General features: G+C 51.9%; 21 protein-coding genes. 10 read left to right on the top strand and 11 right to left on the bottom strand.

The annotated features are described in order from the left end of the window. Window positions 1-59: 59 nt before the first annotated feature. On the top strand, window positions 60-515 hold the full coding sequence (gene queF / locus DU000_RS02235; RefSeq protein ID WP_114401712.1) for a preQ(1) synthase: 456 nt from the start codon (window positions 60-62) through the stop codon (window positions 513-515). 84 nt (window positions 516-599) lie between these two features. Here the strand turns inward: queF and DU000_RS02230 are convergent, their stop codons facing one another. Further along, window positions 600-1,604 (bottom strand): pseudouridine synthase, encoded by a 1,005-nt coding sequence (locus DU000_RS02230; protein WP_114401711.1) that lies wholly within the window; start codon window positions 1,602-1,604, stop codon window positions 600-602. Between the two features lie 62 nt (window positions 1,605-1,666). After that, on the bottom strand, window positions 1,667-2,566 hold the full coding sequence (locus tag DU000_RS02225) for a DMT family transporter (protein ID WP_114401710.1): 900 nt from the start codon (window positions 2,564-2,566) through the stop codon (window positions 1,667-1,669). Between the two features lie 173 nt (window positions 2,567-2,739). Between DU000_RS02225 and dapC the strand changes: the two genes are divergently transcribed. The 9 genes from dapC to DU000_RS02180 all read left to right on the top strand — a co-directional run bounded on the left by dapC (window position 2,740) and on the right by DU000_RS02180 (window position 12,530). Continuing rightward, window positions 2,740-3,951, top strand: coding sequence for a succinyldiaminopimelate transaminase (gene dapC / locus DU000_RS02220; RefSeq protein ID WP_114402071.1), 1,212 nt, complete (start codon window positions 2,740-2,742; stop codon window positions 3,949-3,951). 85 nt (window positions 3,952-4,036) lie between these two features. Beyond that, entirely contained in the window at window positions 4,037-4,864 is an 828-nt protein-coding gene (dapD, locus tag DU000_RS02215) for a 2,3,4,5-tetrahydropyridine-2,6-dicarboxylate N-succinyltransferase (protein WP_114401709.1), read from the top strand. Between the two features lie 58 nt (window positions 4,865-4,922). Further along, the gene (locus DU000_RS02210) at window positions 4,923-6,140 is read left to right on the top strand and encodes a PilT/PilU family type 4a pilus ATPase (protein WP_114401708.1); all 1,218 of its coding nucleotides are present in this window, start codon (window positions 4,923-4,925) and stop codon (window positions 6,138-6,140) included. Between the two features lie 11 nt (window positions 6,141-6,151). Continuing rightward, a complete protein-coding gene (locus DU000_RS02205; RefSeq protein WP_114401707.1) occupies window positions 6,152-6,505 on the top strand; it encodes an arsenate reductase in 354 nt (117 codons plus the stop codon). Between the two features lie 103 nt (window positions 6,506-6,608). Beyond that, complete coding sequence (dapE, locus tag DU000_RS02200; protein WP_114401706.1) at window positions 6,609-7,757, top strand: succinyl-diaminopimelate desuccinylase; 1,149 nt, start codon at window positions 6,609-6,611, stop codon at window positions 7,755-7,757. Further along, on the top strand, window positions 7,754-8,674 hold the full coding sequence (gene prmB, locus DU000_RS02195; RefSeq protein ID WP_114401705.1) for a 50S ribosomal protein L3 N(5)-glutamine methyltransferase: 921 nt from the start codon (window positions 7,754-7,756) through the stop codon (window positions 8,672-8,674). The genes dapE and prmB overlap by 4 nt, the downstream gene beginning before the upstream one ends. Before the next feature lie 54 nt (window positions 8,675-8,728). Further along, the gene (locus DU000_RS02190) at window positions 8,729-10,684 is read left to right on the top strand and encodes an ABC-F family ATP-binding cassette domain-containing protein (protein WP_114401704.1); all 1,956 of its coding nucleotides are present in this window, start codon (window positions 8,729-8,731) and stop codon (window positions 10,682-10,684) included. Window positions 10,685-10,735: 51 nt separating this feature from the next. After that, the gene (locus tag DU000_RS02185) at window positions 10,736-12,082 is read left to right on the top strand and encodes a carbohydrate porin (protein WP_114401703.1); all 1,347 of its coding nucleotides are present in this window, start codon (window positions 10,736-10,738) and stop codon (window positions 12,080-12,082) included. Beyond that, window positions 12,069-12,530 (top strand): DUF3293 domain-containing protein, encoded by a 462-nt coding sequence (locus tag DU000_RS02180; protein WP_114401702.1) that lies wholly within the window; start codon window positions 12,069-12,071, stop codon window positions 12,528-12,530. The genes DU000_RS02185 and DU000_RS02180 overlap by 14 nt, the downstream gene beginning before the upstream one ends. On the opposite strand, the gene nagZ is transcribed toward DU000_RS02180, so the two are convergent. The 9 genes from nagZ to lepA form a co-directional block, all read right to left on the bottom strand. Further along, entirely contained in the window at window positions 12,527-13,585 is a 1,059-nt protein-coding gene (gene nagZ / locus DU000_RS02175) for a beta-N-acetylhexosaminidase (RefSeq protein ID WP_240001760.1), read from the bottom strand. The genes DU000_RS02180 and nagZ overlap by 4 nt on opposite strands. A gap of 17 nt (window positions 13,586-13,602) precedes the next feature. Then, the gene (gene acpS, locus DU000_RS02170; protein WP_114401701.1) at window positions 13,603-13,983 is read right to left on the bottom strand and encodes a holo-ACP synthase; all 381 of its coding nucleotides are present in this window, start codon (window positions 13,981-13,983) and stop codon (window positions 13,603-13,605) included. 18 nt (window positions 13,984-14,001) lie between these two features. Then, entirely contained in the window at window positions 14,002-14,766 is a 765-nt protein-coding gene (gene pdxJ / locus DU000_RS02165; protein ID WP_114402069.1) for a pyridoxine 5'-phosphate synthase, read from the bottom strand. 156 nt (window positions 14,767-14,922) lie between these two features. After that, complete coding sequence (gene recO / locus DU000_RS02160) at window positions 14,923-15,801, bottom strand: DNA repair protein RecO (protein WP_114401700.1); 879 nt, start codon at window positions 15,799-15,801, stop codon at window positions 14,923-14,925. A gap of 38 nt (window positions 15,802-15,839) precedes the next feature. Next, complete coding sequence (era, locus tag DU000_RS02155; protein WP_114401699.1) at window positions 15,840-16,775, bottom strand: GTPase Era; 936 nt, start codon at window positions 16,773-16,775, stop codon at window positions 15,840-15,842. Window positions 16,776-16,804: 29 nt separating this feature from the next. Further along, complete coding sequence (rnc, locus tag DU000_RS02150) at window positions 16,805-17,572, bottom strand: ribonuclease III (protein ID WP_114401698.1); 768 nt, start codon at window positions 17,570-17,572, stop codon at window positions 16,805-16,807. 43 nt (window positions 17,573-17,615) lie between these two features. Then, entirely contained in the window at window positions 17,616-18,032 is a 417-nt protein-coding gene (locus DU000_RS02145; RefSeq protein WP_114401697.1) for a DUF4845 domain-containing protein, read from the bottom strand. 48 nt (window positions 18,033-18,080) lie between these two features. Continuing rightward, window positions 18,081-18,983: a signal peptidase I gene (gene lepB, locus DU000_RS02140; RefSeq protein WP_114401696.1), complete on the bottom strand. Its 903-nt coding sequence runs from the start codon at window positions 18,981-18,983 to the stop codon at window positions 18,081-18,083. 8 nt (window positions 18,984-18,991) lie between these two features. Then, window positions 18,992-20,797 (bottom strand): translation elongation factor 4, encoded by a 1,806-nt coding sequence (gene lepA / locus DU000_RS02135; RefSeq protein ID WP_114401695.1) that lies wholly within the window; start codon window positions 20,795-20,797, stop codon window positions 18,992-18,994. Between the last annotated feature and the right edge of the window lie 116 nt (window positions 20,798-20,913).

Raw genomic sequence — 20,913 nt, 5'->3', positions numbered from 1 at the left:
AGTAAGGCCGCTATAATACCATCCGCGATTTAGCCTCTATTTTGATTTCGACATTGATCATGACCGATACGACTGCCACATTTACCCCGCCCACCCCGAAACATCGTCCTAGTAAGCAGCTTGACACCTTCCCCAACCCGAATCCTGAGCGGGATTATCACATTCACATGGAAATTCCCGAGTTTACGTGCCTCTGCCCATTAACTGGGCAGCCCGATTTCGCCACGCTGATTCTGGACTACATTCCTGATCAAAAAAACGTCGAATTGAAGAGTCTCAAGTTTTACATGTGGAGTTACCGCAATGAGGGAGCCTTTCATGAAGCGGTGACCAATCAGATCTTGACTGATTTAGTGGCGGCAACCGCCCCTCGGTTTATGCGCCTAACCGCAAAGTGGTATGTGCGAGGCGGTATTTTTACTAACGTCGTCGCCGAGCATCGGCAAGCAGGCTGGGCCCCCTTACCCCATATTGAGTTCAGCCAGTTTGCACCGCAATCCAATACACGGGGGTAATCTCCCGCTAGCAGTAGCGAGTTGGGCCGCACTCACGGTATTGTTGACACCCTTGCGTCGGCCTTTTCCAAGCTGCAAGCGTTGCTAACCGAAAGACTCCTCTGGGCGCAGATAACGCCATGCACCCAGTGGCAAGTCGGCCAACGTGATCTTACCGATACGGACACGCTTTAAGCCAATCACGCGCAGTCCAACCAGCTCGCACATACGGCGGATTTGTCGTTTACGCCCTTCCTGCAAGACGAACCGAAGCTGATTTTCATTTTGCCAACTCACCTGCGCCGGCTTGAGACGAATGCCGTCCAAGCTTAGACCATGATTCAATTGTGCCAAGCCTACTGCAGAGAGCCGGCCACTGACCCGCACCAGGTATTCTTTATCAATGGTTGAATCCGCATCAATCAACTGCCGCGCAATTCGACCATCTTGCGTCAATACCAATAAGCCGGTTGAATCTATATCGAGCCGGCCTGCTGGTGCCAGCCCCCGCGCATGCTGCGGTTTGAAGTGGCGCTGAGCCTCCGTGCCAGGGTGATAGAGCCGTTCAGGCACAATCAGCACGCTAGCTGGCTCATAACCATCCTCTGCCTGACCAGAGACATACCCAATCGGTTTATGCAACAAAATCGTGACCCGCTCGCCTTGTGTCCGTTGGGCTGCGGGCAGGAGACCAATCTCGACCGCCTCTGGCACTTTTGTTCCCAACGTCTTTACCACCAGGCCATTGACAGTGACCCAGCCATTCTCGATATATTCATCGGCCTCCCGGCGCGAGCATAAACCGCGTTGCGCCATTAACTTGGACAAACGCTGCAAAGAGACGCCTGGCGCTTGGTCTATCGCAACCGTGGGCGGTGACTGCGTGACGAGATCACCTGCTGCGTCTGCCGCAGCCACAGTTACGGCTGCACGCCCGGCGATGGCGGGCCGTTCTGGCACGGCGGTTTGGCGTGGCGCAGCGATAGCATCGCGGCGACGTTGGTGCGGTAATGCTCTGCCACGGACTTGGTGGCCGGTTTGTGCAGGCTTTGTGCGCGCAGGTTGGCCCTGTAAGCGTAATGTTTTACGTGGTTTTTCTGGCGCTGACATGATTAATTCCTAAGCTTATTCCATCTAGTGTGAATTATTGGTTATGGCACGCCATAGCCAACTTATTCTCTGGCTGCCAAGACACTGGCACAGGCGATTAAACACGCCCCCGCAAATTCTTGCCAACCAAAATGCTCTGCTGCCAATAGCCAACCACTGGCCCCGGCCACAATTAACTCAAACAAGTAAATCACCGCGACTTTATTGGCAGGCAAACGCTCAATTCCAAATTGCACGACCCAATTGGCCAACACCAGCACCCCGCCCAGCAGGAGCAAGCAAACCAGCACCAAGGCTGTAACTGAATGCGGTATCGCAATCGATAAGGCTGGCTTGGCGCCCCCCTCAACGGCGGCGCCCACTAAACCCACCAGCGCACAGCCTAGCAAGACCCAGCAGGTTTTTAGCTCTCGGGTTGGCTGCCTGATTTTACGTAGCAAAACATTAGATAAGGCGAACATAATCCCTGCCCCTAGCCCAACCCATTCTGCTAGAGTTTGAGGAAAAGGCCAGCCTTGATCTGGTTGCCACAGCATCACCAGTGCGCCGAATAAGCCCAACAGAATCACCCATACACCTCGCGGCGTGATTGGCTCGCGCAGCAAAAAATGTGCGAAGAAGGCGGTCCATACTGGACATAAATAAAACAGCAGCACGACCCGTAAGACTGCGCCATGAATCGTTGCCCAAACAAAGCTGACATTAGTTAAGCCGACCGCCAATCCCAGCCCCAGCAACGGCCAGGAAAAAAAACGTTCTGCGCGGTAAGCGGGCAAACGCCAACACAGGCAAGTGTAAAGCGAAGCCGCGAGCATCAGGCCAATACTGTATGTCAGGGCCGATGCAAGCGTGCCGCTGATACCCTGCTGAGCTAAAAATCGATAGGGAAACCAAATCAGGCCCCAAATCGTTGCACCGGTCAGTAAGCTCGCAATCGCGCTAAGATATTCACGTCTCTGCATAAAAATCAACCAAAAAACGCCGGTACCGTGTGTATGAGATGGTTTTTGATTATCCCATTACACACGTCACCGACAGGCACCTCGATCCGCTTAAATTTAACCGAGACATGCCTGGCAAGCGCTGTACGCCGCATTTTATAATCCTGTTTTGTCAATTTTGGACTGGAAGCGCCTTGAATCCCGACCTCGCTGCCCTGCACCCTTACCCCTTTGAAAAACTGCGTCAGCTCTTTGCCGGGGTCACGCCAAATCCAAACTATGCTCCCATCAACCTTTCGATTGGTGAACCCAAACACCCAACCCCGGCGCTGATCAAGGCCGCATTGACTGATCACTTAAATGGCTTAGCCAGCTATCCCACGACCCTGGGCAGCGACGCGTTACGCAGTGCGATTGCCGCATGGCTCAGACGTCGCTATGGATTGGTCGACATCAATCCTGCAACCCAAATTTTGCCGGTGAATGGGTCTCGTGAAGCGCTATTTTCTTTCGCACAATGTGTTCTAGATCGACAGCAACCCGCCCCCCTGGTTCTTTGCCCCAATCCGTTTTATCAGATTTATGAGGGTGCCGCCTTGCTGGGCGGCGCTCAACCTTACTACCTGCAGACCACGGCAGCGCAGGGCTGGCGTGTTGATTACGCGAGCATTCCAGAGGAGATATGGCAACGCACCCAGCTCGTTTTCGTCTGTTCACCGGGCAATCCGACAGGGGCCGTGATGCCACTTGATGATTGGGCGTTACTCTTTAATAAAGCCGACCAGTACGGTTTTGTGATTGCCGCCGATGAGTGCTACTCAGAAATTTACTTCCGCGCCGATGCCCCATTGGGTGGATTACAAGCCGCTCAGCAACTGGGGCGCCATGACTATCGTCAGCTTTTAATGTTTACCAGTCTTTCCAAGCGCTCGAACGTACCAGGCTTGCGCTCTGGTTTTGTGGCGGGGGATGCCAATCTCATCAAACCTTACCTGCTCTACCGAACGTATCATGGTTGCGCCATGAGCCCGACGGTACAGGCAGCCAGTATTGCAGCATGGAACGATGAAACACATGTGATCGACAATCGCGAGCAATATCGCAAAAAATTTAGCGCTGTTACGCCACGTTTGGCTGAGGTGCTCAATGTGCAACTCCCCGATGCCGCATTTTATTTGTGGGCCGGTTTACCCGCGCAATTTGGTTTGGATGACACACAATTCGCACGCCAGTTGTTAGAACAATATAATGTTACTGTTTTACCAGGCAGTTACCTTGCCCGCGACGTCAACGGCACCAATCCTGGTCAGAACTACATTCGTATCGCCCTGGTCGCTGAAGCGACAGAATGTGAAACAGCCGCCGAGCGCATCGTTGATTTTATCAAGACACTCAAGACAAGCTGAAAACAGTCAATCGAGGACGACTGACACAACCTTAGGCAACATTAGCTGCCTGAATGAATAAACGATTTTTAACCAAGAGTACGCTATGACAACTGAACTACAGCAAATTATTGAACAAGCCTGGGAAGATCGGGCTACCCTATCCCCCAATACTGCCCCAGCCAAAATTGGTGAAGCAGTCGCCCATGTTATCAATGAACTGGACAGCGGCAAATTACGGGTCGCCGAAAAAATCAATGGTGACTGGACGGTTCATCAGTGGGTCAAAAAAGCCGTTTTGTTGTCCTTCCGCTTGGAAGACAATGTGCCCCAATCTGCCGGCGGTTACGCACAGTTTTACGATAAGGTGCCGACCAAATTTGCGAACTACACCCAAGAAGACTTTGCGCGCGGCGGTTTCCGTGTGGTTCCGCCTGCGGTTGCCCGTCGAGGCTCCTTTATTGGCAAGAATGTTGTACTCATGCCCTCTTACGTCAATATCGGCGCGTACGTGGATGAAGGCACGATGGTGGACACCTGGGCAACCGTCGGCTCGTGCGCGCAGATTGGTAAGAACGTACATTTGAGCGGCGGTGTTGGGATTGGTGGCGTACTCGAACCACTGCAAGCCAACCCCACCATCATTGGTGATAATTGCTTTATCGGCGCACGCTCAGAAGTCGTCGAGGGTGTGATTGTGGAAGATAACTGCGTCATTTCGATGGGCGTTTACATTGGTCAGTCCACCAAAATCTATGACCGCACAACCGGTGAAGTCATGTATGGTCGTGTGCCTGAAGGTTCGGTGGTGGTTTCGGGTAACTTACCCAGCGCGGATGGCAAATACAGCTTGTATTGTGCGGTAATTGTCAAACGGGTAGATGCACAAACCCGCTCTAAAACCGGTATCAATGAACTGTTGCGTGGTGATTGAGCACGCGCATCAGACCAACAAACTCTCGCTGGGAGTTTTTACGCATTAGGGGGGTGTCATGGGTGCAGCAGAAAAACTGTTTCAGTTAATGGCGGAGAAAAAAGCCTCGGATTTATTTGCCTCGGTTGGTTCACCGATCACCATCAAAATCGGGGGCATTCATGTACCCGTCAACCAGCAACTCATGACCCCTGATGGCATGTGGAGTTTTCTCGAAGAAATCACCACACCAGAGCAAATTCAGCAATTCAGACAGAGCAATGAATTGAACTATGGCTACCCAGTGCCAGGCATTGGGAGCTTCCGCGTCAGCGTCTTTCAACAACGCGGCACCCCTGGTCTGGTGATTCGTTTTATTCCCTTCCAGATTCCAGAATTTGAGAGCTTGGGTTTACCCAAAACGCTTCGCGATATCATCAATGAACAGCGTGGGTTGCTCCTGTTCGTGGGCGCAACAGGCTCCGGTAAATCAACAACCATTGCGTCGCTGATAGAAGCTCGTAATCAGAGTAAAACTGGCCATATTCTGACGTTAGAAGACCCTATCGAGTTTACCTTCCGCAGTAAAAAATCCATCATTAATCAGCGCGAAGTGGGCTTTGATGCACTGGACTACAAAGTCGCCCTGAAAAATGCTATGCGCCAAGCACCTGACGTGATTTTTATTGGCGAGATTCGCGATCAAGAAACCATGACGGCGGCGATTTCCTATGCCCAATCTGGCCACCTGTGTATTTCGACCATGCATGCCAACAATAGCTATCATGCCCTGGGAAGGATTCTCAGCATGTACCCGCTCGAAACTCGCGGCGCGCTGCTAAATGATCTCTCAGCCTGTTTGAAAGCGATTGTTTCCCAGCGCCTCTTGCGCTCGAAGAAAGGCGCACGGGTTGCCGCATGTGAAATCTTGCTGAATACCAAACACATTTCAGGGCTGATTGAGCAAGGTGACGTGAATAATATCCGTGACGCGATTGAGAAAAGTCTGGCTCCTGGGTCACAAACCTTTGAACAGTCGCTCTATCGGATGGTCAAAGAGGATCTGGTTCATCAAGATGATGCGCTGGCGGCCTCCGACTCACCCAACAACTTACTATGGCTGCTGCAAAACGCAGACGATAATAAACTTAACCAAAACAAAGTCGCCCCAACCCGGACCAGCCATCAAGATACTGCGTTTGGTCAGTCATCTAGCGCAGGCCCGCAAGATGAGAACGAAGTGGTGCCGAACCAAGCCGGCCAAGCAGTCTACGAAGAATTCACGATGGATGTATAAGCAGATCCCCCATGACATCGATTCAACTATTTGGTATTCCCAACTGCGGCTCGGTTAAAAAAGCCCGCAGCTGGCTCGACGCGCGGCAACTCGACTACACGTTTCATGACTTCAAAAAACAAGGTCTTGATAGCGCAACTTTAGACGCTTGGTTAAAACAGGTAGACTGGACCCGCTTACTCAATAAAAAAGGCACCACTTGGCGTAATCTAGATGTCGCCACGCAAGCCCAAGCCGACACACTGGCTGGGGCTAGAGCCTTGATGCTACAAGCCACCAGCGTCATTAAACGTCCTGTTTTAGTCACGGGTCAAAAAATCCTGGTTGGGTTTGATGACAGTGAGTATGCTGCGATCTTAAAATAACCGTCTCTGATTCGCTCCCCGGCGTCCGCCCAGTATGGTGGATAGCCGCTTGGCCAAACGGCACGGACACCCTGTGCCATGACTGATTTTCTCGAATACGCTTATGTCTGCCACACTTGAATTCACCAAACAACTCATCGCCCGCCAATCCGTTACCCCGGAGGATGGCAACTGCCAAGCCCTAATCAGCGAACGCCTTAAGCCGCTGGGTTTTGTCTGCGAAAACATCGTGAGCGGACCAGACTCTTTCCGTGTGACCAACCTTTGGGCCAAACGTACCGGCTCACAAACCGGCCCCACCGTGGTATTTGCCGGGCACACCGATGTCGTGCCCACGGGCCCACTTGAACAATGGCACTCGGACCCTTTTGTGCCCACAGAACGTGACGGCAAGTTGTATGGCCGTGGCGCAGCGGATATGAAAACTTCGCTCGCCGCCTTTGTCGTTGCCACTGAAGAATTCATCGCCGCCCACCCTAACCACCCCGGCAATATTGCTTTTTTACTGACCTCGGATGAAGAAGGCCCCGCCCATGATGGAACAGTCGTTGTGTGCAACGCCCTCAGCGCGCGCGGCGAAAAACTGGATTACTGTATTGTGGGTGAACCCACTTCGGTCAATACCATTGGCGATATGATTAAAAATGGCCGGCGTGGCTCCCTCTCCGGCAACCTCACCGTGCGTGGGGTGCAGGGCCATATTGCCTACCCGCATTTAGCGAAAAATCCGATTCATTTGCTGGCCCCCGCGCTGGCTGAACTCGCTAGCGAAGTCTGGGATCAAGGCAATAACTATTTTCCGCCCACCACCTGGCAAGTTTCCAATATTCATGCGGGAACCGGCGCGACGAATGTTATTCCGGGTGAGATCAGCCTGCACTTCAATTTCCGTTTTTCCACCGCCAGTACCGTTGAAGGCTTGCAAGCACGCGTGCATGGCATTCTCGATAAATATGGCTTGGACTATCAGCTCGATTGGTCGCTCTCGGGTCTGCCCTTCCTGACCCCCAAGGGCACGCTATGCGATGCGCTGAGCGCCGCGATTCAAGATGAGTGTGGGATTCAAACCGAGCTATCGACCACGGGTGGCACTTCTGATGGCCGCTTTATCGCCAAAATTTGTCCACAAGTCGTCGAGTTTGGCCCACCGAATGCCAGTATTCATAAAATCAATGAACACATCGATCTGGCTTTTATTGAGCCACTCAAAAACATTTACCGCCGTGCGCTAGAAAAGCTCTTGCTATCATGAATCACAACACACCCCTCCCACGCCCGCTCGCCGCTGGCACCGAGCAATTGCGCACCATTCGGGACTTTTTGCGCTACGCCGTTTCGCGTTTTCATGCGGAAAAGCTGGTATTTGGACAAGGCTGCGCCGACGCCGTCGATGAAGCCGCCTATCTCATTTTGCACACGCTGCATTTACCATTAGACCGGCTCGAACCTTTTCTGGATGCGCAACTCATCCAACATGAGCGCGAACAATTACTGCAACGCATTGAGCAACGTGCCCAGTTAAAAATCCCCGTCGCATACATCACCCACGAATCTTGGTTACAAGGCTATAAATTCTATGTCGATGAACGCACTCTCATTCCCCGTTCATTCATTGCCGAACTACTGAAAGAGCAGCTCAGCCCGTGGGTCGATGAACCCGATCAAGTGCGACGCGTGTTAGATTTGTGTACTGGCTCCGGTTGTTTGGCAATCATGGCCGCCGATGCCTTTCCCAATACACACGTCGATGCCGTCGATATTTCAGCGGATGCGCTCACCGTTGCCACTCGCAATGTGGCCGATTATGGGCTACAAGACCGCATCACTCTCTATCAAAGTGATTTGTTCGCGACACTACCCGCACAACGCTACGACCTGATTATCAGCAACCCCCCCTATGTCAACGCCGACTCCATGCAGGCCCTGCCCGCCGAATTCAGGCACGAGCCTGCGCTAGCCTTAGCGGGTGGCGTGGATGGCATGGACTTGGTCCGCCGTATGCTGCAACAGGCCCCCCACTATTTAACTGACGAAGGACAAATTCTGGTCGAAATTGGCCATGAGCGCAGCCACTGCGAAGCGGCATTCCCGCAACATGCTTTTACCTGGGTGAGCACCTCCGCCGGTGATGATATGGTCTTTCTACTGCGCAAAGATCAGCTCGTCTAAACCCCTGTCGCAAACCACAACCTTAACGCATAAAAATAAAGAATCAGCGCGAACATGCTCCGTCTCACTCAACTCACGCTACGGCGTGGCACCAAAGTATTGCTGCAAGAAACCAATGCCACCCTGAATCCTGGCGAACGCGTCGGGATAGTGGGCGCGAATGGGGCGGGGAAGTCCACACTCTTTGCTTTATTGCGCGATGAAATACACGCCGATGGTGGCGATGCAACCTTGCCCCCGCACTGGCGCGTTAGCCATGTACTGCAAGAAACGCCCGGCGTAGAGCAGCCGGCGCTTGACTATGTCTTGGATGGCGATGTTGAGTTGCGCCGCTTGCAAGCCGCGCTGAGCGATGCCGAAGCCGCGGATGATGGCCACGCCATGGGTGAACTACACAGCCAACTCGCCGATGCCGGAGCCTATGATGCCCATGCGCGTGCCGCTACCCTGCTCTTGGGCTTGGGTTTTCGCGTCGAGCAACTTAGCGCCCCCGTGGCGAGCTTTTCTGGCGGTTGGCGCATGCGCCTGAACTTAGCGCGGGCGCTACTCTGCCCCAGTGATTTGCTCTTGCTCGATGAACCGACCAACCATTTAGATATTGAGGCCATTTTGTGGCTAGGCGACTGGCTCAAGCGCTACCCTGGCACGGTCCTCGTCATTTCGCATGACCGCGAATTTTTGGATACCGTGATTGAGCGCGTCTGGCATTTGGATCAACAACGCATCACCGAATATCGTGGCAACTATACGGACTTTGTGGCTGCACGTGCCGAACGCCAAACCCAACAACAAGCCGCCTACTCACGCCAGCAAGAACACATTGCCAAACTCAATCGGTTCATTGATCGATTCAAGGCTAAAGCCTCCAAAGCCAAGCAGGCCCAGAGCCGGGTCAAAGCACTAGAAAAATTAGAGCGCGTCGCACCCATTCAGGAAGACAGTGCCGCGAGTTTTAGTTTTGCTGATGTGGCCAATAGTCCCAGTCCGATGCTGGTGATGGAAGACGTGGCTTGCGGTTATACAGTCGATGATCATGTACACACTATCTTGCAGCCGCTTTCCATCAGCCTCGTTCCCGAACAACGGATTGGCTTGCTAGGGATTAACGGGGCAGGTAAATCGACGTTTATTCAAACGCTGACTGGCGATATTGCCCCCCTCAGCGGCCAGATGCGACGCGGCAAAGGCTTGCAGATTGGCTATTTTGCACAGCATCAAGTCGATACCCTCCGCGCCAATGAAACGCCACTGCAACATCTGGTACGACTCGCCCCGACCGCGCGCGAGCAAGATTTACGGAGCTTCTTAGGCCGTTTTCGCTTCAGTAATGACAGCGTCTTTCAGGCGATTGAAACCATGTCGGGTGGTGAACGGGCACGTTTGGCCCTCGCCCTGATTGCCTGGCAAAAACCGAACTTGCTGGTACTGGACGAACCCACCAACCACTTGGACCTCGACATGCGTCAAGCTCTCGCGACCGCACTGGCCGAGTTTGCAGGCACCGTGGTGCTGGTATCCCATGATCGCGCGCTACTCGAAAGCACAGTAGATGAATACTGGGTGATTCAAGATGGCAAACTACAAGCCTTTGAAGGGGATCTGGACGACTACCGCCGTTGGCGACAAGAACAACTCAAGCAAGCAGAAGCCAAATTGCAAGCAACCCCAGGCGATGCCACTGCGACTGACGCAGTGGTGACTATCGAAGACACTGGGGAAAGAAGCAATCGCAGGGCCGAACGTCAGGCCACTGCGGCGCAGCGCCAAGCACTCGCCGTGCAACGTAAACCACTCGAAAAGGCAATGGCGCAACTGGACAAAAAGATTGCTCAACAACAAACCCTACTACATGAATTAGAAGCCAACATGGCTGCCCCCGAACATCTGGCCGATGGCAAAAAAATGGCGGAGTGGGCCAAGCAGCATGGCCTACTGCGTGCTGAACTTGACGCGCTAGAAGTGCAGTGGCTCGAAGTGGCGGAACAACTTGAGGCAATTAACCTAGGCTAATGCCACACAGATTTCACTGAACTGTCATGGTTTTGCAGTAAAGTAGCGGCCATGCTTTTTTTGTCCCGCCTTTTTCCCACGCTCGCGTTGATGGTGAGTCTACTTGTGCTTGGTCTGTGCCCAGCTAGCTCAGCCATGGCGGATGACAAACCCCTCAATGTAGATCTGCCCGATTATCTATCACTGCATGGTCAAGCAACCTGGGTACGCCAACGGAAAGCGGGTTTTAATGCCGCCTACAGCGGCCCAAAAAGTTTAGACAGCGGCAAAGAGTGGGCCTACAGCACTACCCTGACATTGTTTGCAGGGCTGCGGCTCCCCAACGACTGGGAAATCTATTGGAATCCAGAAGCGTCCGAAGGCCGCACCATGAGCAACTTGCAGGGATTAGGGGGATTTACCAATGGTGAATCACAGCGCACTGCAGGAAACTCATTGACTTGGTATCGAGCGCGCTTGTTTACCCGTAAAACTTGGCATTTAAATCAAGAGTATGAGCAAGTCGCGAGCGAGGCGAATCAGGTAAAAACGCAATATGCGACAGAAAGAATTGTCTTCACAATGGGAAACCTGAGTGTGCTAGACATCTTTGACGCCATGGATTACAGCCGAGATCCCCGCACACAATACAGCAACTGGAGCAGTCTCACGTACGGTGCATTTGATTATGCAGCCGATGCTCGCGGCTACACCTGGGGCGCGGCCCTTGAATATATCCGTCCTGACTGGTCTCTGCGAATCGGCCGCTTTGCGATGCCGAAAGAGTCGAACGGACTGCCACTCAACTTGCAACTACATCGTCAATACGGTGACGTTATCGAATTTGAGAAACCTTATCATTTAGCCGGACAACCTGGAACATGGCGCATTCTCGGTTTTCACAACCGGGTATTCGCCGGTGCGTTTGATAATGCGCTCACCGCGCAACCAATCAATCCAGATATCAGTCAAGTACGCCAACGCCAAAGCAAACGGGGACTTGGTGTCGGGGTGCAACAGCAAATCATTCCCGACTGGGGGGTCTATTTCCGCTTAGCCCAGAGCGATGGCAAAACAGAAACCTACGCATTTACTGAAATCGACCGCTCTCTCGCACTCGGATCGGTCTGGCAAGGTCGCTTCTGGCGACGCCATGCCGATGCATTTGGCCTGGCAGTCTATCAAAATGGACTCAGTAGCAGTCACCGACAGTATTTAGCAGCTGGGGGACAAGGATTTTTCCTGGGTGATGGCAAACTCAATTATCGGCCCGAACAAATAAGTGAAGCATATTACCGCTGGCAAGCGCATCCCACTTTTTCCCTCACACTTAACTGGCAGCATATTCAGAATCCTGGCTATAACGCTGACCGTGGCCCTGTCAACGTCTGGTCATTTCGCACTCATGTTGAATTCTGAACAACATAATGCCTATCAACTTACCGACTACTGGGTTTGGCTGGATCGACCACTCTTAAACTCAACGCCTCGCTTCACTGGCTCAGTGCTCTGTTTCCAAATTGGTCAGGCTGATGTGGCTTGGCAGCGCTTTGCCAGAGAACACACTATTCAACAGGCGGCTATCATTACTGCAGATAACCCCATGAGTAAGCGCTGCAGTCCAGAGGAAAACAAGCAAGCGCAGCAGCAACTAACCCATTACCTTGAGCAGCAGCAAGCCTGGGCGTATGCGAGTCAGCATGTGGCGCAGCGAGGAGATTGGCCTGACGAAATTGGCTGGATGATTCTCGGCATTAGCCTCGAAGAGGCCACAGCACTCGCAAAAAGATTAGGCCAAGCGGCGATTGTTTGGCTGAACCGTGAAACCATTACATTGCACTGGTGTATCGAATCATCAAAGAATTAGGCAAGCGTTGTAGACAGCTTTTTGACGATTGATAGTGCCGCCTTGTAATCCGCCGCACTCACATTCAGTTCACTCGGTTGCAAACCCAGGATCCGGCTCACTGACGTTGCAGGGGTGTCCCAAATTAAATGTTCTAGTAAGGAATCAGCCTGATCTGGCGCGTTGCAAACCAGCACCATATCGCAACCGGCTTGCAGTGCCGCATTCGCACGCGCCACCACATCGCCCGCGACCGACGCGCCTTCCATGCTGAGATCATCACTAAAGATCACGCCATTGAAATTCAGTTGCTTACGCAGAATTTTTTGCAGCCAGACTTTAGAAAAACCAGCCGGATGTTTATCCACTTCAGGGTAAATGACATGGGCGGGCATGATTGATGCCAATGCGGGGGATGCCAAATAATCGTAGGGCAGCATATCGTCCACCAAAATTTTTTCGAGTGGACGGTTGTCAACGGGAATCGCGACATGCGAATCGGCTTTGACGTGGCCGTGACCAGGGAAATGCTTGCCGCAATTTTTCATCCCCGCCAATAGCAGTCCGTGATTCAGCGCTTGGGCGAGTTGCGCCACCACTTTAGGTTTGCGATGAAAGGCACGGTTACCAATCACCCCACTACGACCAAAATCTAAATCAAGCACGGGGGTGAAGCTAAAGTCCACCCCACAGGCCCGTAACTCAGTGGCTAACACTAAACCACAAGCCGTCGCAGCTTTGCTGGCTGCTAAAGGATCTTGATCGTACAACTCACCCAGTACACGCATCGGGGGCAGATGCGTGAAGCCTTTTTTGAAACGCTGCACGCGCCCGCCCTCATGGTCCACCGCAATCAATAGCGGTGGGGTACGCAAGGCGTGAATTTCTGCGGTGAGCGCTTGAAGTTGTTTCGGCGATTGATAGTTGCGTGAAAATAAAATCACGCCACCGACGCTGGGGTGCTGCAAGCGTTTAACTTCATGCGCAGTCAAACTCGTGCCCGCCACATCGACCATGACCGCACCCGGTAGCGATTTTGTTGCACGAATTTTTTTAGGCGTAGTGTGTGTTTTCATTTTTAGAGTCTCGTTATTTATTTTTCCAGAATGACGGTCGCGACAACATAATGCGTTTCATCGCTTAATGAGACATGATAGCGGCAGTCAGACAGGCTATCTGCCAAGGCGTCGGTAACTTTAACGTAAGGCTGACCACTGCTGTGGTTTAAGGTTTGCATGTTCTGAAATGTCATGGGTGCGCTAATGCCCGTACCCAAGGCTTTACCAAATGCCTCTTTGGCGGCAAACCGGGTTGCCACATAACTAATGCCACGCTGAGCATTCGCCACCGCACGACGCTGAAATTCCTGCAACTCTTCTGGCCCCAAAATACGCACTGCAAACGCATCGTCCTTTTCGAGCAAACGCGCAATTCTCGCAGTCTCAACAATATCGGTACCGATGCCAATAATCACCGCTGAGCCCCTCTGCGTTTACTTGTTTGCCAAAGCGTCCAGGCGCGCTTTGGTCATGATCGCCTTCATCTCACTCACGGCTTGCTGCCAACCGACCAAGACCGCATGCGCCACAACCGCATGTCCAATATTCAGCTCGCTGATGCCGGGAATCGCCGCAATTGCTTGTACGTTGGTGTAATGGAGACCGTGGCCCGCATTCACTTTTAAGCCCTGCTGCAAACCCACTTTTACCCCCGCTTGAATCCGCGCCAGCTCCGCTTCTTGTGCGGGCCCTTGCGCATCGGCATACGCGCCCGTATGCAGCTCAATCACGGGGGCACCCGCTTCTTTCGCGGCACGAATCTGTTCGGCATCGGCATCCACGAACAAGCTCACACGACACCCAGCGGCTTGTAAGCGCTGGCAGGCATGTTGTACGCGGTCGAATTGGCCGCGCACATCCAAACCGCCTTCCGTCGTGAGCTCCTGCCGATTTTCCGGTACAAGACACACATCATGCGCCTGCAAACGAATTGCGATGGCAATCATTTCTTCGGTCACGGCACATTCAAAATTCAAGCGTGTTTGCATTTGTGGCCGCAAACGCTCCAAATCGTGATCTTGAATATGACGGCGGTCTTCACGCAAATGCATCGTGATCGCATCCGCACCATATTGCTCCGCCAGCAATGCTGCTTGGACTGGATCAGGATAGGTTGTCCCACGTACTTGGCGCAGCGTGGCGACGTGATCGACATTGACGCCGAGGTCAATGGTGGGGGTCGTTTGAGTAAACATCATATGCACCTCTATAAATTTATTTTTCGTGGCGAATTGCGTTGTCGCTTGCTCGCTCAACCTTCGCTGTACTTCTCTGTACTATCTCAGCTTTCGCTGCGCGGCTCCTAGCACTTCACCAGAAATTCTAATTTTCTAAAGGTGCACATCAGAGCCTCATCACAATTTCTGTAAATCAATCAAAATTTGACGGGTATTTAAAGGCTGCCCGGCCAGTAAATGGTTAATCAAGGCACGCATCACCAGCTTGGCTTGTTGGGTGCGTAGTTTGTCTTGGGTATCAGCATGATTATGCTCCAAATCTAAAAGCACTTGCCCTGGCACGACCAACGCATCGCCTTGTGATTCAGCCGACTGCAGCGGTATCGCGCCCGCTTCTGGGTCGATTCGATAAGCAGCATGAGGCTGAACAGCGTTACCGTATATGTCTTCCGTGTAATGAATGGCATACCCCAGCTCGGCCAACAAGGCGCGCTCAAATCGACGCAATGCCAGGGTGGCCGCTTGGCTATTATTTAATTGTCCAAGGGTCGCTAGATAGGCATCAAACAGCTCAGGATGGGCATCGTCGCGGGGTAATAGTTTGAGCAGCAATTCATTTAAATAAAACCCCATTAATAAGGCATCCCCCCACAACGGGGTAAAGCCCCCTAGCCATTCGGCTTTTGTGAGTGTCCGCACCTCGCCCCGACCCGACCACGACAAACTAAGCGGCTGAAAGCTAGAGAGGACACCACGCAGGGCTGAACGTGGACGCTTGGCCCCTTTAGCAATAAGGGCCACACGACCATGCTGACGGCTTAGCACATCTAGAATTAAACTCGTTTCGCTGTAGGGATAACTATGGAGCACCACCACGGTTTCGTCTTCGATTCGAGTTTCCGAGCGAGGTGCAAGACGGCGCGTGCCTTGGGTCTTTGTAGATGCTTGAAGTTTGCCGGGTGTCTCAATAACCCCGCTCTCTGCTTCCGGGGTCGGCGGGTTGAGACTTTCTGCGAGTGACAGGAATCGTAAGGGCTGAGCTGAATGGCTTTTCACTGCATATCCTATTCACGCCACATCACAACAGAGATCATTTATTCATAACCCAGTTGACGTAAACTGGCTTCACTATCCGCCCAACCACTGCGGGTTTTGACAAATATTTCGAGATAAACAGAGCCACTAAATAAACGCTCAAGATCTTGTCGGGCCTCCATACCGATGCGTTTGATTCGCTCTCCTTGGCGTCCCAAAATAATCGGCTTGTGAGCGTCTTTGTCAATCAGGATGGCGCAATAGATGCGGCGTAATTGACCCTCAAGTTCATATTTCTCGACCACCACGGTGCAACCATAAGGTAGCTCTTCCCCCAGCAGGCGGAACAGTTTTTCTCGCACAAACTCGGCTGCAATAAATCGTTCATTGCGATCCGTAAGATCATCTTCGGCGAAAAGTAATTCGCCCCAGGGTAAATGCATTGCAATTTCATTTTGCAGGTGATCCAGTTGCAAGCCTTTGTGGGCAGAGACAGGAATGATCGCTGCAAAGGGGTAAAGCTGCTGCATTTCAGCCAAAAGCGGCAGCAATTTTTCTTTGGGTTCGACTAAATCGACCTTGTTTAAGACCAGTAAAACAGGAATCTGTTGCGGTAGCAGTTTAAGGACCTCGCGGTCGGCTGGCGTCACCCTCCCCGCTTCACAGACCAATAACACCACATCGATATCGCTAAGTGTTTGAGTCACCACCCGATTCATGACGCGATTGAGAGTGCCACCGTATTTGGTTTGAAAGCCTGGGGTGTCAACAAAGACAAACTGCGCAGACGCTGTCGTTAATACCCCGTGAATGCGATGTCGCGTCGTCTGTGCCTTGCGAGAAGTAATGCTGACTTTTGCGCCAATCATGGCATTCAGTAATGTCGATTTGCCCACATTGGGCCGCCCAACGATGGCCACATAGCCGACCCGACGCGGGCCATGTGCAGGCATCTCATTAGATACAGTAACGTCGGCAGGCAGTGAATTAGACATGGCGTTATCGACTCGTTAGCACAATCACATTAAGGGGACTGCCGTGCTTTACGCACGGGAATAGAGGCTTTTTTTTGGTGAGCAGACTTGGGCTGCGCCAGCGCACGAGCAGCTGGCGCTAACGGTGACGGTAATTGCGCAAGTGCGGCCTGTGCTGCTGCTTGTTCCGCTGCACGACGTGATTGTCCTACACCAGGAACACGGATACCCAGCGAAGGGATGTCACATAAGACATGAAACGCTTGGGCATGGGCAGCACCACTGATTTCCGTCACAGCATAAGTCGGCAACGGTTTCTTTTGCCCTTGCAGTAATTCTTGCAATTGTGTTTTCGGGTCTTTCGCTGTGATCTGAGTTAGCGCGATTTCACTTAAGAGCGGGGCATAGAGTTCGCGCACTAACTTTTCTGCAGCAGCGAAGCCTCCGTCCAGAAGCATTGCCCCAAGTAGCGCCTCAAATGCATCAGCCAAAATGGAAGGTCGTTGCAAACCACCACTGCGGAGCTCCCCCTCACCAAGGCATAAAAACATCTCCAGTTGTAAGGTTTGGCTGAGTTGATGCAGAGTTTGTTGCTGAACAAGATTGGCCCGAATTCGAGACAAATCTCCCTCCGTCTCGGTCGCAAATTTTTCATAGAGAATCTGCGCTACAGCACAATTCAACACGCTGTCACCCAAAAACTCGAGTCGCTCATTGTGTGGCAGGCTGTGACTGCGATGGGTCATTGCCTGGCGAAGCAAAGCAGGCTGGCGAAAAGAATAGCCAATACGCTGCTCAAGAACAGCCAACGCAGTCATAGGGAGAAGGTTGCGTGCATCATCACACCGCTGGCAAGCATCACTATTTCAGTTTCTCAATTAATTTTTTTGCCTCAGCCGCGGTATCTGTGGTGCCTGTAAAGTCGAAAACCAGGCGTGCGTTATTCCACTCCATCAGCTTGATTTCACGCGAATAGGCAAAAGAAATTTCATAACCATCGCCGCTCTTGGTCTGCTCGACAACGAAGTCTTTCGCCGGATCAAACGTTCGAATTTCATTGATATATAAAAACTTACCTAGCGAGTCTCTGACGGCAGAGGGTGTTTTGTGATTCAGGTCTCGGGTTGCTTTGATGGCACGCTGCAGCGTCCAATATTCATTCAGGACAGGAAACAGCTTCATGACAAACACACTGCCAAAAATCAACAGAGCGCAAATAATGATTAACTTCAGAAAGGAAAACCCACGCTGCTGCTGAATCGATGATCTTGTATGCATTCTCGCTCCCTCTAAAATATCAATGAACTAGTAAGCTGAATCGACGGCTTAATGAAAACGACCAATACGAGTGATATCAGAAAAATTCATCCAGACAAAAAAAGCTTTACCGACAATATTGGCATCAGGCACAAAGCCCCAAACCCGACTGTCTTCGCTATTATCGCGGTTATCGCCCATCATAAAGTAATGTCCGGCCGGGACTTTGCATTTAAACCCGATATTGCTGTATTCGCAATGATCGCGATAGGGGAAATCCAATACCCGATCGACATATGGGGGCCGATAGTCATCATTTAATATCTGATGCTCGACATTGCCTAATTTTTCGGAAAAATGTTTGGCATAACTCACGCGCTCTTTGTCATAAAAATCTGGCAAGGGTGTCATGGCTAGCGGCTTGCCATTGATAGTGAGCTTCTTGTTCCGATACTCCACCACATCACCCGGCACACCAACAACGCGCTTGATAAAATCGACAGTCGGGTTGGGGGGGTGTTTAAATACCATTACATCCCCACGCTGAGGGTCATTGAGCGAGATAACTTTCTTATTGATCACCGGCAAACGAATGCCATAGGTGAATTTATTCACCAGAATAAAATCACCCACCAATAAAGTAGGAATCATAGAGCCTGATGGAATCTGGAAAGGTTCCACAATGAACGATCGCAACGAAAAAACCAGCAAAATCACCGGAAAAAAACCAGCCGTCCATTCAATCCACCATGGTTCGCGTAAGCGGGCTATTTCAATCGCTTGTTTTTGCCGCGCAACCTCGGCCGGCCCGGATTCAGTCTCCACGCTGGCAGCCGTGATGCGTTCGAAATCTTGCACCGCTTGTCGCGCTTGCTGCTGACGCTGGCGGCGAAAAATCAGCTTATCCAAAACCCAAAAAATGCCGGTGAAGACCGTTAATATAAATAACAGCAGGGCAAAATTAAAATCCATGTTTTTCCTTATTTATCATCAACTTGCAAGATCGCTAAAAAAGCTTCTTGCGGAATTTCCACCGTCCCGACCTGCTTCATGCGTTTTTTACCGGCCTTTTGCTTTTCAAGCAGTTTTTTCTTACGGGTGATATCGCCACCATAGCACTTGGCCAATACGTTCTTGCGTAATGCTTTAATGTTTTCGCGGGCAATAATATTCGAGCCAATCGCCGCCTGAATCGCCACATCGTACATCTGCCGCGGAATCAATTCACGCATTTTCGCGGCTACTTCACGGCCACGGCTTTGCGAATTGCTACGGTGGCAAATCAAGGACAAGGCATCGACCTTTTCGCTGTTAATCAGCATATCGACTTTAACCACATCGGCCGCTCGGTATTCTTTAAACTCATAGTCCATTGAGGCGTAACCACGTGAGGTAGATTTCAAACGATCAAAGAAATCCAGCACAATCTCGCCCAAGGGGATCTCATAGGTCAACACCACTTGGCGACCATGGTAAGCCATGTTGATTTGAATACCCCGCTTCTGGGTACAGAGAGTAATGACAGACCCCACATATTCTTGCGGGGTAAAGATTGTCACGGTGACTATCGGTTCGCGAATTTCTTCAATCTTGGCCGGGTCCGGCATTTTGGAAGGATTTTCCACCTGCGTCAGCGACCCATCCCGCTCAATCACCTCGTACACTACCGAGGGCGCCGTGGTAATCAGGTCCATGTCGAATTCGCGCTCCAAGCGCTCTTGCACGATATCCATGTGCAACAAGCCCAAGAAGCCGCAGCGGAAACCAAACCCCAGTGCGGAAGACACTTCGGGTTCAAACATTAATGCGGCGTCGTTCAACTGGAGTTTTTCTAAGGAGTCGCGCAAAGCGTCGTATTGATTGGATTCAACCGGATACAAACCTGCAAACACCTGGGGTTTGACTTCTTTAAAGCCGGGCAACGGCGCTTTCGCGGAGACTTTACCGGCCAAGGCGGCGTGGGTAATCGTATCGCCCACCTTCGCGCTTTTCAGCTCTTTAATCCCAGCGATAATGAAACCCACTTCCCCCGCGGAGAGATGATCACGCTGCACCGACTTGGGCGTAAACACACCGACCTGCTCACATAAGTGATTGGCGCCGGTCGCCATGAACAGCAAGCGCTCTTTGGGGCGCAAGGTGCCATTCACCACGCGCACCAGCATCACCACGCCCACGTAATTATCAAACCAGGAGTCAATGATCAATGCTTGCAAGGGTTCTTCAGTACTGCCCACCGGCGGTGGCACTTTATTGACCACGAGCTCCAGAATTTCATCAACGCCCATGCCGGTTTTGGCGCTACATGGAATTGCGTCCATCGCGTCAATCCCAATCACATCCTCAATTTCCTGCTTGGCACCATCGGGATTGGCCTGCGGCAAATCCATTTTATTGAGCACGGGCAAGACTTCCACGCCTAACTCAATCGCGGTATAGCAGTTCGCCACGGTCTGCGCTTCTACCCCCTGCGAGGCATCCACGACCAGCAATGCCCCCTCGCACGCAGACAGCGAGCGGCTAACTTCATAGGAGAAATCGACGTGACCAGGGGTATCAATCAGGTTCAGGTTGTAGACCTTGCCGTCTTTGGCCTTGTAGTGCAGCGCCGCCGTTTGCGCTTTGATGGTAATCCCGCGCTCTTTTTCTAAATCCATGGAATCCAGCACTTGCGCTTCCATTTCACGGTCAGACAGGCCCCCGCAACGTTGAATCAAGCGATCAGCCAAGGTGGATTTACCGTGATCAATGTGGGCAATAATGGAAAAATTACGAATATGCTGCATGGGTGTGGGGTTGTCCTCGATTTCCCCTACTCGGCGCGAATGGCAGTTCTCGCCATAGGGAATTAAGCAAACGAAACGGTTAAAAGTTAACCCGCTATTCTACCGTATCGCATTCG

The sequence above is a fragment of the Parvibium lacunae genome, from assembly GCF_003335215.1.
Taxonomy (GTDB): Bacteria; Pseudomonadota; Gammaproteobacteria; order Burkholderiales; family Burkholderiaceae_D; genus Parvibium; species Parvibium lacunae.
This window is presented reverse-complemented; position numbering and strand designations above follow the sequence as displayed.

Coding starts and splice junctions, on each gene's coding strand:
- queF (WP_114401712.1), top strand. CDS start 60: ATGACCGATACGACTGCCACATTTACCCCGCCCACCCCGAAACATCGT.
- DU000_RS02230 (WP_114401711.1), bottom strand. CDS start 1,604: ATGTCAGCGCCAGAAAAACCACGTAAAACATTACGCTTACAGGGCCAA.
- DU000_RS02225 (WP_114401710.1), bottom strand. CDS start 2,566: ATGCAGAGACGTGAATATCTTAGCGCGATTGCGAGCTTACTGACCGGT.
- dapD (WP_114401709.1), top strand. CDS start 4,037: ATGACAACTGAACTACAGCAAATTATTGAACAAGCCTGGGAAGATCGG.
- DU000_RS02210 (WP_114401708.1), top strand. CDS start 4,923: ATGGGTGCAGCAGAAAAACTGTTTCAGTTAATGGCGGAGAAAAAAGCC.
- DU000_RS02205 (WP_114401707.1), top strand. CDS start 6,152: ATGACATCGATTCAACTATTTGGTATTCCCAACTGCGGCTCGGTTAAA.
- dapE (WP_114401706.1), top strand. CDS start 6,609: ATGTCTGCCACACTTGAATTCACCAAACAACTCATCGCCCGCCAATCC.
- prmB (WP_114401705.1), top strand. CDS start 7,754: ATGAATCACAACACACCCCTCCCACGCCCGCTCGCCGCTGGCACCGAG.
- DU000_RS02190 (WP_114401704.1), top strand. CDS start 8,729: ATGCTCCGTCTCACTCAACTCACGCTACGGCGTGGCACCAAAGTATTG.
- DU000_RS02185 (WP_114401703.1), top strand. CDS start 10,736: ATGCTTTTTTTGTCCCGCCTTTTTCCCACGCTCGCGTTGATGGTGAGT.
- DU000_RS02180 (WP_114401702.1), top strand. CDS start 12,069: ATGTTGAATTCTGAACAACATAATGCCTATCAACTTACCGACTACTGG.
- nagZ (WP_240001760.1), bottom strand. CDS start 13,585: ATGAAAACACACACTACGCCTAAAAAAATTCGTGCAACAAAATCGCTA.
- pdxJ (WP_114402069.1), bottom strand. CDS start 14,766: ATGATGTTTACTCAAACGACCCCCACCATTGACCTCGGCGTCAATGTC.
- era (WP_114401699.1), bottom strand. CDS start 16,775: ATGTCTAATTCACTGCCTGCCGACGTTACTGTATCTAATGAGATGCCT.
- rnc (WP_114401698.1), bottom strand. CDS start 17,572: ATGACTGCGTTGGCTGTTCTTGAGCAGCGTATTGGCTATTCTTTTCGC.
- DU000_RS02145 (WP_114401697.1), bottom strand. CDS start 18,032: ATGCATACAAGATCATCGATTCAGCAGCAGCGTGGGTTTTCCTTTCTG.
- lepB (WP_114401696.1), bottom strand. CDS start 18,983: ATGGATTTTAATTTTGCCCTGCTGTTATTTATATTAACGGTCTTCACC.
- lepA (WP_114401695.1), bottom strand. CDS start 20,797: ATGCAGCATATTCGTAATTTTTCCATTATTGCCCACATTGATCACGGT.